At 69.9% G+C, this 15,436-nt stretch carries 11 protein-coding genes; 4 read left to right on the plus strand and 7 right to left on the minus strand.

Annotated elements, in window-relative coordinates; genetic code table 11:
• Window positions 1-141: 141 nt before the first annotated feature.
• The 3 genes from ACFV6H_RS36990 to eccD form a co-directional block, all read right to left on the minus strand.
• Complete coding sequence (locus tag ACFV6H_RS36990; RefSeq protein WP_385551159.1) at window positions 142-2,367, minus strand: polyribonucleotide nucleotidyltransferase; 2,226 nt, start codon at window positions 2,365-2,367, stop codon at window positions 142-144.
• Window positions 2,368-2,709: 342 nt separating this feature from the next.
• Window positions 2,710-3,000 carry a 30S ribosomal protein S15 gene (gene rpsO / locus ACFV6H_RS36995; RefSeq protein ID WP_093600212.1) on the minus strand — a complete coding sequence of 97 codons (291 nt, stop codon included), beginning with the start codon at window positions 2,998-3,000 and terminating at the stop codon, window positions 2,710-2,712.
• 215 nt (window positions 3,001-3,215) lie between these two features.
• On the minus strand, window positions 3,216-4,697 hold the full coding sequence (eccD, locus tag ACFV6H_RS37000) for a type VII secretion integral membrane protein EccD (protein WP_385551162.1): 1,482 nt from the start codon (window positions 4,695-4,697) through the stop codon (window positions 3,216-3,218).
• 162 nt (window positions 4,698-4,859) lie between these two features.
• Here eccD and eccCa point away from each other — a divergent pair, with 162 nt between their 5' ends.
• Both eccCa and ACFV6H_RS37010 read left to right on the plus strand, forming a co-directional pair.
• Window positions 4,860-8,813, plus strand: a complete 3,954-nt coding sequence (eccCa, locus tag ACFV6H_RS37005) for a type VII secretion protein EccCa (RefSeq protein WP_385551164.1) — start codon at window positions 4,860-4,862, stop codon at window positions 8,811-8,813.
• A gap of 94 nt (window positions 8,814-8,907) precedes the next feature.
• Window positions 8,908-9,153, plus strand: a complete 246-nt coding sequence (locus ACFV6H_RS37010; RefSeq protein ID WP_363083213.1) for a DUF397 domain-containing protein — start codon at window positions 8,908-8,910, stop codon at window positions 9,151-9,153.
• A gap of 84 nt (window positions 9,154-9,237) precedes the next feature.
• Here ACFV6H_RS37010 and ACFV6H_RS37015 read toward each other — a convergent pair whose 3' ends face one another.
• The 4 genes from ACFV6H_RS37015 to eccB form a co-directional block, all read right to left on the minus strand.
• On the minus strand, window positions 9,238-9,534 hold the full coding sequence (locus tag ACFV6H_RS37015; protein WP_093595191.1) for a WXG100 family type VII secretion target: 297 nt from the start codon (window positions 9,532-9,534) through the stop codon (window positions 9,238-9,240).
• Window positions 9,535-9,581: 47 nt separating this feature from the next.
• Entirely contained in the window at window positions 9,582-9,920 is a 339-nt protein-coding gene (locus ACFV6H_RS37020; protein WP_093595188.1) for a WXG100 family type VII secretion target, read from the minus strand.
• 154 nt (window positions 9,921-10,074) lie between these two features.
• Window positions 10,075-11,367 carry a type VII secretion-associated serine protease mycosin gene (gene mycP / locus ACFV6H_RS37025; protein WP_385551167.1) on the minus strand — a complete coding sequence of 431 codons (1,293 nt, stop codon included), beginning with the start codon at window positions 11,365-11,367 and terminating at the stop codon, window positions 10,075-10,077.
• A 14-nt stretch (window positions 11,368-11,381) separates the two neighbouring features.
• Complete coding sequence (eccB, locus tag ACFV6H_RS37030) at window positions 11,382-12,929, minus strand: type VII secretion protein EccB (protein WP_385551170.1); 1,548 nt, start codon at window positions 12,927-12,929, stop codon at window positions 11,382-11,384.
• A gap of 201 nt (window positions 12,930-13,130) precedes the next feature.
• On the opposite strand from eccB, the gene eccE reads away from it, so the two are divergent.
• Window positions 13,131-14,411, plus strand: coding sequence for a type VII secretion protein EccE (eccE, locus tag ACFV6H_RS37035; protein WP_385551172.1), 1,281 nt, complete (start codon window positions 13,131-13,133; stop codon window positions 14,409-14,411).
• Window positions 14,411-15,202 (plus strand): hypothetical protein, encoded by a 792-nt coding sequence (locus ACFV6H_RS37040; RefSeq protein ID WP_385551174.1) that lies wholly within the window; start codon window positions 14,411-14,413, stop codon window positions 15,200-15,202. The genes eccE and ACFV6H_RS37040 overlap by 1 nt, the downstream gene beginning before the upstream one ends.
• The last annotated feature ends 234 nt before the right edge of the window (window positions 15,203-15,436 follow it).

The following is a 15,436-nucleotide window of genomic DNA, read 5'->3' on the forward strand; positions in this document are numbered from 1 at the left end:
TGAGATTCCCCCCCGCCCGCCGCGGGCGTTCTGGGGGTCGGCTCCCCGCCCCCCCCGTGGCGCCCTGGGGCGCTGTGGGTCGCGGGGGGCCGGCCCCCCCCCTGGCCCTGGGGGTGCGGGCCGTCGCCCGGAAGCCGGCCGTCACTGGGTCGCGTCGTCCTTCGCCTCTTCGGAGTCCGCGGCCTCTTCGCCCTCGATCACCGGGATGAGGGAGAGCTTGCCGCGCTGGTCGATCTCGGCGATCTCGACCTGGACCTTCTGGCCCACACCGAGGACGTCCTCGACGTTCTCCACGCGCTTGCCGCCGGCGAGCTTGCGGATCTGCGAGATGTGCAGCAGACCGTCCTTGCCCGGGAGCAGCGACACGAACGCGCCGAAGGTGGTCGTCTTGACGACCGTGCCCAGATAGCGCTCGCCGACCTCCGGCATGGTCGGGTTGGCGATGCCGTTGATCGTGGCGCGGGCGGCCTCGGCGGCCGGTCCGTCGGCGGCACCGATGTAGATGGTGCCGTCGTCCTCGATCGTGATGTCGGCGCCGGTGTCCTCCTGGATCTGGTTGATCATCTTGCCCTTGGGGCCGATGACCTCGCCGATCTTGTCCACCGGGATCTTGACGGTGATGATCCGCGGCGCGTTCGGGGACATCTCGTCCGGGACGTCGATGGCCTCGTTCATCACATCGAGGATGTGGAGGCGGGCGTCGCGGGCCTGCTTCAGCGCGGCGGCCAGGACCGAGGCGGGAATGCCGTCGAGCTTGGTGTCGAGCTGGAGCGCGGTGACGAAGGTCTTCGTACCGGCGACCTTGAAGTCCATGTCACCGAAGGCGTCCTCCGCACCGAGGATGTCGGTGAGGGTGACGTAGTGGGTCTCGCCGTCGATCTCCTGGGAGATCAGGCCCATGGCGATACCGGCGACGGGCGCCTTGAGCGGCACACCGGCGTTCAGCAGCGACATGGTGGAGGCGCAGACCGAGCCCATGGACGTGGAGCCGTTGGAGCCCAGCGCCTCGGAGACCTGGCGGATGGCGTACGGGAACTCCTCGCGCGTCGGCAGCACCGGTACGAGCGCGCGCTCGGCCAGGGCGCCGTGGCCGATCTCGCGGCGCTTCGGCGAACCGACGCGGCCGGTCTCACCGGTGGAGTACGGCGGGAAGTTGTAGTTGTGCATGTAGCGCTTGCGGGTGACCGGCGACAGCGTGTCGAGCTGCTGCTCCATCCGGAGCATGTTGAGGGTGGTGACGCCCAGGATCTGGGTCTCGCCACGCTCGAAGAGCGCCGAACCGTGCACGCGCGGGATGGCCTCGACCTCGGCGGCGAGCGTACGGATGTCCGTGACGCCACGGCCGTCGATACGGACCTTGTCCTTGATGACGCGCTCACGGACCAGGGACTTGGTCAGCGAGCGGTAGGCCGCGGAGATCTCCTTCTCGCGGCCCTCGAACTGCGGGAGCAGCTTCTCGCCGGCGAGGACCTTGACACGGTCCAGCTCGGCCTCGCGCTCCTGCTTGCCCGCGATGGTGAGCGCCTGGGACAGCTCGGACCTGACGGCCGAGGTGAGCGCCTCCAGGACGTCGTCCTCGTAGTCGAGGAAGATCGGGAACTCGCCGGTGGGCTTGGCGGCCTTGGCCGCGAGATCCGACTGCGCCTTGCAGAGGGCCTTGATGAAGGGCTTCGCGGCCTCGAGACCGGCGGCGACGATCTCCTCGGTGGGAGCCTCGGCGCCGTCCTTGACGAGCTGGATGGTCTTCTCGGTGGCCTCGGCCTCGACCATCATGATCGCGACATCGCCGTCGTCCAGGACCCGGCCGGCGACGACCATGTCGAAGACGGCCTCCTCCAGCTCGGTGTGCGTCGGGAACGCGACCCACTGGCCCTTGATCAGGGCGACACGGGTGCCGCCGATGGGGCCGGAGAAGGGCAGGCCCGCGAGCTGCGTGGAGCAGGAGGCGGCGTTGATCGCGACCACGTCGTAGAGGTGGTCCGGGTTGAGCGCCATGATCGTCTCGACGACCTGGATCTCGTTGCGCAGGCCCTTCCTGAAGGACGGGCGCAGCGGGCGGTCGATGAGCCGGCAGGTGAGGATGGCGTCCTCGGAGGGACGGCCCTCGCGGCGGAAGAAGGAGCCGGGGATCTTGCCGGCGGCGTACATCCGCTCCTCGACGTCCACCGTCAGCGGGAAGAAGTCGAGCTGGTCCTTGGGCTTCTTGGAGGCGGTGGTGGCCGACAGCACCATGGTGTCGTCGTCCAGATAGGCGACGGCGGAGCCGGCGGCCTGACGGGCCAGCCGGCCCGTCTCGAAGCGGATGGTGCGGGTGCCGAAGGTTCCGTTGTCGATAACGGCCTCGGCGTAGTGGGTCTCGTTCTCCACTAGTGATTTCTCCTCGTCTTCGTCCGGTGCCCGTGTGGCAGGGGACGTGGCGGAGAAGCGCTCCTTGGTGCGGGCCGGTCTTCGATCGAAGCACCCGGGACCGCGGCATGGGCCACGCGTCCTTCCGGGCGCCACTACCGAGGACCGGCGGCGGCGGAGGTCGCTCCTCCTCTTCCTCTTTCAGTTGTACTCGTACGTCTTCAGTTGTACTTGTGCGTCCAGGTTACTGAGCTTCGCCGAGGGACGGCATTCCGGCCGTCCCGGGCCGGTGCCCGTACCGTTCCGTACATACGGCAAAGGGAGCGGTCCCCGGGTGGTGGGAACCGCTCCCTTCACGGTGTCTTACTTGGCACCGCCGGCCGCACCGCGGCGGATGCCCAGGCGGTCGACCAGCGCACGGAAGCGCTGGATGTCCTTCTTGGCCAGGTACTGGAGCAGCCGGCGGCGCTGGCCGACCAGGATCAGCAGACCGCGACGGGAGTGGTGGTCGTGCTTGTGGGTCTTGAGGTGCTCGGTCAGGTCCGAGATCCGGCGCGACAGCATGGCGACCTGGACCTCGGGGGAGCCGGTGTCACCTTCCTTGGTGCCGAACTCGGTCATGATCTGCTTCTTCGTAGCGGCGTCGAGCGACACGCGTACTCCTCGTGGGTCTTCGTGGCCACCGAGTGCCCCAGGTCGAATACTCTGGGGAGCTTCCGTTACTCGGGAGGCGGGGTCCGCTGGGCGTTGACCGCGGAGCAGAGGCTCCGGGTTCACGTACACACACGGCCGTCACACAGGGTACCAGTCCCCGGGCAGGCTCCTGGCCACGGCCGGGAGCCCCGGACAGGGCCCGGCCGCGACGCTGCCTAGCTGGTGAGGGCGCGGGCCGCGGTGAAGACGTCGAGGACCGCGAGGCAGAGCGGGACCAGCGAGAGCAGTACCGCGCCCTCGGCGAGATCGAGGAGCCGGCCCCAGAAGGGCGAGAGGCCCTTGTGCGGGACGATCAGACCGATCGCGGTGATCAGGGCGGCGCCCGCGGCGACGCTCGCGGTGAGCCAGATCGTACGGATGTCGAGCGCGCCGCGGTCGCCATAGGTCAGGAGCTCCCTGACCAGGTCGGCGGGCGGGTTCAGGGAGAGGCCGAGGACCAGCAGCGCGATCGCCGCGATGCCCGCGACCAGCACGCAGGTGACCTGCGAGGTGTAGCGGAAGAGCCGCGCGCGCAGCAGCATCGCCAGGCCGGCCGCGAGGGCGAGGAACTGGCCCCAGACGGTGTCCGAGAAGCCGAGCACCGCCGCGGCGCCGACGACGACCGCCGCGCAGCCGCCGACCAGGCCGAGCAGCATCTCGTGGCCGCGGCGGGCCTGGGCGGCGATGCGCTCGGCGTCGACGGGTTCGGCGTCGGAGGCGGCGTGCGGATCGGCGAAGGTGTCGTCGCCGTACTCGCCGCCCGTCGCGCTGCGCGGTGCCGCGTAGCCGATGGGCAGTCGGGCGAAGCGGGCGGAGAGACCGGGCAGGAAGGCGACGATCCCGATGGCGACCGGCGCGCAGACGGCGGCGGTCCCGGTGGCCGACGCCTCGGTGAGGATCATCACAAAGGTCGCGAGCGTGCCGACGGTGGCCAGGAAGGTCGCGGCGACGAAGGGCGCGTCGCCGCTCGGCGTGAGCGCGACGAGGACGACGGACGCGACCAGCACGGTGACACAGCCGAGCAGGAACTGGAGCCGTCCCGGGCCCTGTCCGGCGTCGGGACCGATGATCCCGGAGCCGGCGATCAGCAGCAGCGGCAGGGCGCCGAGTCCGAGCGCGACGGCGGTGGCGCGGTCCGCGTAGACCCGTGCCCGTACGCCCGCGAAGGCGGTCAGCAGCACACCGGCCGCGCCCGCGATCACACCGGGAAGGCTGTGCATGTCGTGGCGGACGGGATCGGCGAACCAGAGGACGAAGCCCATGAGGACGAGCAGCAGGACTCCGCCGATCAGACCGGCGGAGCGCAGCAGTTCGTCGCTCCAGAGATGACGGTCGCGCCGGACGGCGGAGGCGACGGCGTCCGAGACGTCGTCGAAGACCGCGGGCGGCAGGGACTCGGCGAAGGGCCGCAGGCTGAGGACCTCGCCGTCGAGCACCTGCTGGGCGACGAGAGTGCGGGCGCTGTCCAGTACGGTGCCGTCGCGCCGGACCAGGTGGTATCCGGTGGGAGTGCCCGCCATCTGGGGCTGGCCGGTCAGTCTCAGGATCTCCGGGTGGATGTCGGCGACGGGAATGTCCTCCGGGAGCGCGACATCGATCCTGCTGTCCGGCGCCACGACGGTGACGCGGCAGAAGCCGGTCGCTGCGGTCGTAGTCACGTGTCTGTCCCCCTGATTCGCGGTTGCGCACGCTGCGCGCGCCACCCTACCGGGGCGCCGTGCGAAGGTCTGCAAGTAGGATCGCCGTCGCGCGGAGGGAGACCGTCGCCACGGGGGCGCCGGTACGGAACTGCCCGTCCGTCTTGAGGGATTGATGCGCCGGTGAGCCAGATCGTCGTCAAACGCCCACCACGGTCCCTTCCGCCGGAAGTGCCCACGGATGCCCTGGCCTTGGAGGCGCCGCCGGAACTGCCGCGCGGGCAGCAGGAGGGCATGCTGATGCAGGTCCTGCCGGTGCTCGGCATGGGCTCGTCGGTGGTCTTCTTCTTCTCGCCGCAGGCGCCTCCGTTCATGCGGATCATGGGCGTGCTGATGCTGTTCTCGACGCTGGCGATGGTCGTGGCGCAGATCGTCAGATTCCGTCGCGGTACGCAGGGGCAAATTGCCGATGTGCGGCGCGACTATCTCAAGTACCTCGCGCAGACGCGGCGTACGGTCCGCAGGACGGCACGGGCGCAGCGCGATGCCCAGCTCTATCTGCATCCCTCGCCCGAGCAGCTCTGGTCGGTGGTGGCCGAGGGCTCGCGGGTGTGGGAACGGCGCGTCGGCGACGGGGACTTCGGGCAGCTCAGGATCGGGCTCGGCGCTCAGCGGCTGGCCACCGCGCTGGTCGCGCCCGACACGGCGCCGGTCGATGAGCTGGAGCCGCTGTGCGCCGGCGCGATGCAGCAGTTCCTCGCGGTGCACGGCTCGTTGGACGGGCTGCCGATGGCCGTGTCGATGCGCGCTTTCTACCATGTGACGGTCTCGGGCGAGCCGGAGTCGGCGCACTCGGCGGCGCGCGCGCTGGTCGCCCAGCTGGTGACGCTGCACTCGCCCGAGGATGTGATGGTCGCGGTGGTGGCGGCTCCCGGAGCGGTCGCGCGCTGGGACTGGACGAAGTGGCTGCCGCACACGCAGGTCCCGGGACAGATCGACGGCGCCGGTACGAAGCGGCTGTTCGGCGACGATCTCGGCGAGCTGGAGCAGCTTCTGCGCGGCAGGCTGGACGGGCGGCCCCGGTTCGGCCGGGACAGCCAGCCGGTGCTGGACCAGCCGCATGTGGTGGTGGTGCTGGACGGCGGGATGGTGCCGCCGGACTCGCTGTTCGCGGCGGCCGAGGGACTTCAGGGCGTGACGATCGCGGAGGTCGTCTCCGGCGAGCTGGACGAGCCGCGCGGCGGGCTGTCCGTGGTCGTACGGCCGGGCCGGCTGCGGCTGGAGTCCGGTGGAGGCCTGGCGTACGAGGGCGTGCCGGACGGGATCTCGCTGCCCGCCGCCGAGGCGCTCGCGCGGCAGCTCGCTCCGCTGCGCACGGGCGGCGGCGACGAGGACGAACCGCTGCTCGCCAATCTGGACTTCACGGATCTGCTCAATCTGGGCGACGCGGCGGCCGTCGATGTGGCCCGTACCTGGCGGCCCAGGTCGACGGCCGAGCGGCTGCGGGTGCCGATCGGTGTCGGCGAGGACGGCCAGCCGGTGATGCTGGACCTCAAGGAGGCCGCGCAGGAGGGCATGGGACCGCACGGGCTCTGTGTCGGCGCGACCGGTTCCGGCAAGTCGGAGCTGCTGCGTACGCTGGTGCTCGGGCTCGCCGTCACGCACTCCTCGGAGACGCTGAACTTCGTCCTCGCCGACTTCAAGGGCGGTGCGACCTTCGCCGGGATGTCGCAGATGCCGCATGTGGCGGCGGTCATCACCAACCTGGCGGACGATCTGACACTGGTCGACCGGATGGGCGACGCGATCCGCGGTGAACTCCAGCGCCGTCAGGAGCTGCTGCGCTCGGCCGGCAACTACGCCAATATCCACGACTACGAGAAGGCGCGGGCGGCGGGCGCGGCGCTGGAGCCGCTGGCCTCGCTCGTGCTGGTGATCGACGAGTTCTCCGAACTGCTCACCGCCAAGCCCGACTTCATCGACATGTTCATCCAGATCGGCCGGATCGGCCGGTCCCTGGGTGTACATCTGCTGCTGGCCTCGCAGCGGCTGGAGGAGGGCAAGCTGCGCGGGCTCGACACATATCTCTCGTACCGGATCGGTCTGCGGACGTTCTCGGCGGCCGAGTCGCGTACGGCGCTGGGTGTGCCCGACGCGTACCACCTGCCGTCGGTGCCCGGCTCCGGCTATCTCAAGTTCGGTACGGACGAGATGACCCGTTTCAAGGCGGCGTATGTCTCCGGTACGTACCGCACCGGCGGTCCCGATCTCTCGGTGGGACAGCTGCATGTCGAGCGGCGGCCCGCGCTCTTCACGGCCACTCCGGTGCCCGTGGTGTACGCGGCGCCGGATCCGGCCGCCGCGCTCACGCCCTCGACCTCGGAGGACGACGCGCTGGCGGACACGGTCCTCGATGTGATCGTGCGCCGGCTGGACGGGCAGGGAGTGCCCGCGCACCAGGTGTGGCTGCCGCCGCTGGACGAGGCGCCGACGCTCGACCAGTTGCTGCCCGGGATCGCGGTGACTGCGGAGCGCGGGCTGAACGCGACCGAGTACACCAGGCCCGGCGGTCTGACCGTACCGCTCGGTCTGATCGACAAGCCCTTCGAGCAGCGCCGCGAGGTGCTCTACCGGGACTTCTCCGGCGCGGCCGGCCATATGCTCGTGGTGGGCGGTCCGCAGTCCGGCAAGTCGACGCTGATGCGGACGCTGATCGCGTCGTTCGCCCTCACCCACACTCCGCACGAAGTGCAGTTCTACGCGCTGGACTTCGGCGGTGGCGGGCTTTCCTCGCTCGCCGATCTGCCGCATGTCGGCGGAGTCGCGTCCCGGCTCGATCCGGAGCGTGTCCGGCGCGCGGTCGCGGAGGTGCTGGGAGTGCTCAACCGGCGCGAGGAGTTCTTCCGTTCGAACGGCATCGACTCCATCGCGACCTACCGGCGCAGGCGCGCGGCGGGCGAACTGCCCGGCGAGGCCTGGGGCGATGTCTTTCTGGTCATCGACGGCTGGGGCGGTTTCAAAAACGACTACGACATGCTGGAGCCGGTCATCTCCGATCTGGCGGCGCGCGGTCTGGGCTACGGCGTCCATGTCGTGGTCACCGCCGCCCGCTACATGGAGGTGCGCGCGGCGCTCAAGGACCAGATGCTGGGCCGGCTGGAGCTGCGGCTCGGCGATGTCATGGACTCGGAGTTCGACCGCAAGGTCGCGGCCAATGTGCCCACGGGAGTGCCGGGCCGCGGCCAGGTGCCCGAGAAGCTGCACTTCATGGGCGGGCTGCCGCGGATCGACGGAGTGAGCAGCGCCGCGGATCTCTCCGACGGCCAGACGGCGTTCGTCCGCGCGGTCAAGGAGGGCTGGACGGGACCGGCGGCGCCGACCGTACGGCTGCTGCCGCGCAAGCTGCCCGTCGAACAGCTTCCGAAGGGCTTCGAGTTCCCGCAGCACGGCATCGCGATCGGTATCGACGAGACCAATCTGGAGCCGGTGTTCGTCGACTTCGAGACCGACCCGTTCTTCATGATCTTCGGCGAGAGCGAGTCCGGGAAGACCGCGCTGCTGCGGCTGATCGCCAAGCAGATCTCCGAGCGGTACGCACCGGAGCAGGCGCGGATCGTGGTCGGTGACTACCGCCGCTCGATGCTGGAGGCCGTACCGTCCTCGCATCTGCTGGAGTACGCGCCGATGGCGTCGGCCATGCAGATGCATATGGACGCCATCGGCACGGTGATGCAGAAGCGGGCGCCGAAGCCGGACATCACTCCGCAGCAGCTCCGCGACCGGAGCTGGTGGAACGGTCCGCAGCTCTTCGTGCTCATCGACGACTACGAGCTGGTCGCGACCAACTCGGGCAATCCGCTGGCGAGTCTGGTGGAGCATCTCCCGTTCGCGCGGGACGTCGGTATCCGCTTCATCGTCGCGCGCAGTGCGGCGGGCGCCTCGCGCGCGATGTACGAGCCGTTCATGCAGCGGATGAAGGAGCTGGGCGCCCAGGGCGTGATCCTCTCCGGCGATCCGGGCGAGGGCGACATCCTCGGCAATGTCAGGGCCCGTCCGATGCCTCCGGGCCGTGGCACCTTCGTCTCGCGCAAGCGCGGCGCGCCACTGGTGCAGGTGGGATGGCTGCCGGACCGCTAGAACCGGGCCGTCCTGGAAGGGGCCGTCTTCTGTCTTTCGGCCCACTAGGCTGAGTGATGTAGCTCGCACGCAATACCCCGGGAGGGATCGCACGATGGCCGACGCGACGGACAAGGAACGTCAGAAGGAAGAGCTGTACGCCCTGGACATCTCCGGTGTGGAGTGGCTCGGCGCGCCCGGGACGAGTCCGGACGAGGAGCGGGTGGAGATCGCGTATCTGCCGGAAGGCGCCGTCGCGATGCGGTCGTCGCAGGATCCGGAGACGGTGCTGCGGTATACGAAGGCGGAGTGGGACGCGTTCGTCCTGGGCGCCCGGGACGGGGAGTTCGACCTCAAGTAACGGCGGACTCAGGCAACGAAGAACTCAAGCAACGGCGAAGGGGGTGTCCGCGCGGCGGACACCCCCTTCGGTACGTACGGCGGATCAGCCCATCTGCATACGGAACCGGGCCGCGTTGCCACGGTCGGTGTCCTGATAGCCGATGACCGACTCGTCGAGCAACTGGGCGAGACGGGCCAGGTCCTGGTTCATCCCGGACATGTCGCGGGTGAGGCGGTCCTGGCTCTCGCGGTAGGCGACCTTGGCCTCACCTTCCCAGTTCTCGGCGACGGCCCTGACCTTGGCCATCAGATCTTCGAGTTCCTGGTTGAGCTGAGTGGCGGTCAGCCGGACGTCTCCGGCCGCCTGGGTCACCGTGTCGTAATTGACGGCAGTCGTCATGTCATGCTCCTCAAGACGGAATTCGGCGGGAGGTGGCGGACGGCGGCTCAGGCCATCCCGAGAATGGCGCTCTGGCCCTGGGAGGAGTCGTCCATCCGCCGGAAGGACGCGATGCGGTCCTCTTCCTGCTGGGTGAAACCGTCGGCGCTCATCCGCATGATCTCTTCGAGCTTGACCAGCTCGACACGCATGTTCCGCAGGCGCTGGTTCAGATCGTTCTGCACGCGGTCGTACTCCTTGCTGGCCGCGCCCTGCCAGCCCGCCTGGATACGGTCCACCACACCGTTGAGGGAGGTGATACGCGACTGAAGCTCGTCGTGGAAGCCCTGGATCTTGTTGGCGAGATCAATTTGATCTCCACTGGTGACATTCAGATCCTTCGACATCTTGCCCCTTCTTCCTGTCTTCCTGCGATGCGCCATGAGAATCCGCGCGATGGACGGGAAGCATCTCGATGCCGCCCCCGTGTGGAACCGGCGGTCACCCGCACAATCCCGCCGTTCACTTTAGCTACTCGGTACGACAGTTCCAACTGCAAAGTCAGTCATGGGGAGTTGATGCGCGTACGGCCCGCCCGGCGGCTTTCGTACGGGTGTCACGGACCACCGTGGCCGCACCCGCGACAACCGCGACCAGCACCGCCGTGATCCCGAGGGCATAGGTCGCATGGCGTTCGGTGCGCTCCTGGGCGGTCTCCGACATCGCCAGATACGCGGGCTCGGGCGCGGGCGGTTTGGGCGGTCCCGGGTCGGGGCTCGGGGACTCGGGCGCGCGGTCGTCCTCGCTCAGCGCGCGGACCGGATCGACCACTCCCCAGCCGACGAAGGCGTCATGGCCGTTGATGCTGCGCTCGGCGGTCTGCTCGATCTGGGCGATGATCTGGTGCGCCTTCCAGTCCGGGTGCTCGGCGCGCAGCAGGGCGGCGACTCCGGCGACATAAGGTGCCGAGAAACTGGTGCCGTTGTCGACGCACTGGCCGTTGCCGGGGACGGTCGAGACCATGTCCACGCCCGGCGCGGCCACGCCCACGAACTCGCCGGACTGCGAGAAGGCCGCGCGCTCGTTGTTGCGGTCGGAGGAGGCGACGGCGAGGACGCCGTCGAAGGCCGCCGGATAGGTGTTCTTCTGCCGGCCGTCGAGACCGTCGTTGCCCGCGGAGGCGACGACGACGATCTCCGCCTCGACGGCCCGCGCCACGGCCCGGCCGAGGTCGGAGTCCGGGCCGAGAGGCTTGGTGGTGTCCTGGGAGATGTTGATGACATCGGCGCCCTTGTCGATGGCATGGTTGATCGCGGCGGCCATGGTCGACTGGTCGCCGCTGTTCTGCTCGTCGTTCTGGCGGATCGGGATGATCGTGGCCTCGGGAGCGAGCCCTACGAAGCCGGTGCCGGCGCGTGGGCGCGCGGCGATGATTCCCGCGACCTTGGTGCCATGGCCGACGCGGTCGTCCGTGCCGTCGGCCGGCGAGCCCTTCTCCATCTTCTTGGCCAGGAACTCCGTTCCCGAGGAGGTGTCGACGGCCGACTTGAGCTGTGGGTTGGCGTTGTCGACTCCGGTGTCGATGACGGCCACCCGTACTCCCTTGCCCTTGGTGTCCGCCCACAGCTCGTCGAGCATCACCCGCTGGAGGGCCCAGGGAGTACCCGCGATCTGCGTCTTCATCGGGAAGGTGCACTCGCCGCTGCCGTCGGTACGGAGGTTCCCGGGCCGCTCCCCGGGCCGCTCACCGGCGTATGCCGCCGGAGGCAGGGCCGACAGACCGGTGAGGGCCATGGCGGCGGTCAGCAGGGCGGTCCTGCGGCGCGCGTACGGCATCGCCCGTACTCCCCTCATGAGCCGCGCTCCTCTCATGAGCCCTGAGGCTGACGGGCGCTGTTGGTGTCGAGCCGCGGGCCCTTGGACAGGAACTCCGACCAGGCGATGGGGACCAGACTCGGAGTGACCTTCTCGTAGCCGAGCCGGATCTGTGCCTGGCTGGGCTCGGGCCTGCCGTCCTGCTGCTCCCGCTGACCGCCGGTGCCGATGTCGGAACGGGCCGCGTCGCTGTCGCCGTTCGCCTGGACCGCGTACCGGAGTCCGGTGTCGGTCACCAGGAAGAGCGATCCGTCGGGACGGGTCTGCTGTCCCTGGACCTGGGTGTAGAGCAGACCGCTGCCGGGAGTGACATAGGTGCTGGTGCCTCCGGCCGTGATGTCCGCCGGGTACGAGGGCCCGGCCCACGTGGACAGGGCCGTACCGCCCTTGTCGTCGACCTTGCGCAGCACACTGCACACGGTGTCCCGGGCGCCCTCGCCGTCGACCGCGTTGACCTGGGTGGCCTTCTGCTCGGGCCAGCGGTACTCGGAGGCGAAGAACCCGGACTCGGGAGTGAACGACGCCGCGTCGACCGTCACGGCCTCTCCGGCCATGTCCAGCTCGTCGGTCTGCGGAGAGTTGATCAGCAGCCAGGCGGTGAAGGCGGTGACCGGCTGGATCCTTCCCGGCAGGACGACATAGTGCTGCGCGCCCGCGCCGGTCTGGGCGCGCAGGACCATACCGACGCGGTCCTGTGTCTCGGTGAGGCCGCCGCCGACCCCCGCGTCGGCGGCGACCGTGTCGGTGATCTCCGGGAACTCGACCGGGCTGCCGGTGTGGAGCGTGGCGAGCCAGTCGTCGGTGACGGGCTGCGGCGCGCGGCTGCCGACGAGAGCGCGGGTGAGATTGTCGCTGGCCGACTCACGGAGCTGGTACTTGGTACCGGTCGCGTCCACCAGGAAGCGCGCCTTGTCCTTCTGGCCCTGGACGTACAGCACCTGACCACCGGTCAGCCGACGCTGTCCCTCCGTCCTGGAGAAGTCGCGCTCCGCCAGGATGAACGCGGCCTTCTGGACGCTCGCGCCGTCGCCGCCGCCCGGCTGCTCGCAGACCGCCCACCGCTTGGCCTTCGCGGCCTCCGTGTCGGAGGGCAGCCGGTCCGGCGCGTACGGAATGCCGAGGACCGGACCGCGCGGAGGCCTGCCCGCGTCCAGGATCTTGTCGGGCACCTGGATGACCTTGCCCTGCTGCGGAGTGAGCAGCAGCCGGGCCGAGGCGAGATTGAGCACCGGGTGGAGCAGGGTCTGGCTCTTCTTGTCCTTGCCCGGTGTGTTCAGTACGACATAGCGGGTGGTGGAGTCCTTGCCGACGATCACATTGGTGTTCGGCTTGGCCCAGTCCTTGGGAGCGGACGGCTTGAACATGCCCCAGGCGCCGAATCCGGCCAGGACGAGCGCGCCGACGATCAGCCCAGGGACCACGGCACGCAGCGGTCTGGGAGCGCCCTCCTCCGTACCGGTGGGCGAAGGTTGGAGAAACGCGGCCACCGTGCGTTTCTTCGCGAAGGTGTACGCGTTCAGCTCGTCCCGCCGTGATGCCATGAGTCCCCATCGGTGAAAAAGGCGAGGTCTCTCCCCAGGGGCGGTGCGAGTCAGTGTGTCCCCCGGGCCCTGCCTGACTGTCGGACCGGCCCCCTACTATGCCTTGTAGGCCGGGCGCGTATGCGGGGCGGGTAGGGTGATTCAGCCGTCAACGCCCTGGCCGGCCAGGGTGATCGGGACAATCTGGGGGGTTTCTCCATCATGGCTTCCGCGACGCAGACACGGCCCGCGGCGGCGGGGCCGTCCTCCGCCGCCTCCCGGGCTCCGGCGGCGTCCGGACCGAGGGCGGGCGGCCGTCCCGGTCCGTTCCGAATGCAACAACTCGTACTGATCGAGGTCGCCGCCGCCCTGCTGCTGGTGGCCTGGGTGATCGATCCGCTGCTGCTGATGCCGGCCGGTGTGATCGCCGCGCTGCTGGTACTGCTGGCGCTGGTCCGCAGACACCGGCGCTCGCTGCCCGAGTGGCTGTCGACGATCGTCGCGCTGCGGGCGCGCACGCGCAGGGCCGCCTCGATGGTGCTCCCGCCCGGTACGGAACCGGGGCTCGCGCCCGCCGTCGAGTGCGATCCCGCGCTGCGGACGTACTCGTACAGCGACCGTGACCGGCGCCCGGTCGGGATGATCGGCGACGGTACGTTCCTGACGGCCGTGCTCCAGATCGAGTCGCAGGCCACCGCGCTGCGCCCCGACCGCTCGTCCCGACCGCTGCCCGTCTCGCTCGTACGGGACGTGCTCGATGTGGACGGCATCCGGCTGGAGTCGGCGCAGATCGTCCAGCACACCCAGCCGGCACCGGCCCCGCATCTGCCGGAGCAGTCGGTGGCCGCGCGCAACTACGCGCCGCTCCAGGCGCAGACCGGCTCGCCCGCCATCCGGATCACCTGGATCGCGCTGAAGCTCGATCCCGAGCTCTGCCCGGAGGCGATCACCGCGCGCGGCGGCGGTCTGGCGGGTGCCCAGAAGTGTGTGGTGCGGGCGGCGGACCAGTTGGCGAGCCGACTGACCGGCGCCGGATTCCGGGCGACGGTGCTGACGGAGCAGGAGCTGACCGCGGCCGTCGCCATCTCGTCCTGCGCCAATCCGCTGGCCATCGCCCAGGCGGGCCGTACGGACACTCCGGGCCGGCGCACGAAGGAGACCGCGCGCACCTGGCGCTGCGACGACCGCAGGCATACGACGTACTGGGTGGGCCGCTGGCCGCAGTTGGGCGGCGGCGGAGCCTCGATGCCGCAGCTCGTCGCGCTGCTGACCTCGATCCCGGCCCTGGCCACCACCTTCAGTCTGACGCTGGGCCGCGGTGAGCGGCAGGGCGTGACGCTCAGCGGGCACATACGGATCACCGGCCGCAGCGACGACGAGCTGGTGACCGCCCGTCATGAGCTGGAGCGCGCGGCCCGCGGGGTGAAGACCGGGCTGGTACGACTGGACCGCGAGCAGCTTCCCGCGATGCTCGCCACGCTGCCGCTCGGGGGTACTCGCTGATGTCCGTACCGTCACACACCGCACCGGCGGGCCCTACTCCGGTGGGTCCTGCTCCCGCTCCCGCGCGAGGCGCGGCCAGGAGCGGCGGCAGACCGCGAATCGGCTTCGGGCTGATCGGGCCCCGGCGTGAGCGCCATGCCCTCTCGGCCGACCAGTTGGAGGCGTTCGCCCTGCCGGTCGGTGACGACGGCATGGTGATAGGCGTCGATCAGGGGAACAGACCGGCGGTGCTCGGTATCAACCGGCCCACGCCGTACGACATCACACTGATCGGCGGGCTGTGGACGGCGCAGGTGCTGGTGCTGCGCGCGGCGGCGACGGGCGCGCGGATCGCCGTCGAGACGGGCCGGGCACAGGCCTGGACGGCGCTGGCACAGGCGGCGGGCGGCGGTCAGCCGTGTGTGACGCTGCACGATGTCGGGCGGGTACCGCCGCAGGGAGCCTCGGCCGGCAGTCCGGTGGTCGTGGTGCGCGACTGCGGTATGCGTCCGCCGCGCGGCCGGGTGGTCTCGGCGCCCTGGCAGTCGGTGATGACTCTGCTGCCCTATCTCAGTCCGGTGGCGCCGAGACTGATGGAGAAGTCGGGGCTGGTCGGTGTCCAGCGGGTGTCGCCGGACGAGGCGGCGCAGATCGGCCGGATCATGAGTCTGCCGCGCGCCGAGACGGAGGCGCTGTCCACGCTGGCCGACGGTGTCACGCTCTGGTGTACGGCGCGGGACCGCCAGTTCGTGATGGTTCAGGCGACGGACGCCGAGACCGGATTGTTGGGTAGCGCGCGCCGGATGGACTGAAGTCCGCCGAACGGGCCCTGAGCGCCCGGCCGGTGTGGATTCTGCCAGGATCTCGTATGGAGATATACGGATTTGACCGCACCCTGGCCTCACGCTCCGCCATGGGCTGTTCACTTGAGGGCGGGGCATGACGTACGCGGCGGCTGCCGACGGGCGGAACCGGCCTGACGTACCCGTGCCGTTGGCGATTAGGGTGGGAGTGGGCGCGGGAGTAGAGACCTGCGGGCGGGTTGG

The sequence above is a fragment of the Streptomyces sp. NPDC059743 genome, from assembly GCF_042732975.1.
Taxonomy (GTDB): Bacteria; Actinomycetota; Actinomycetes; order Streptomycetales; family Streptomycetaceae; genus Streptomyces.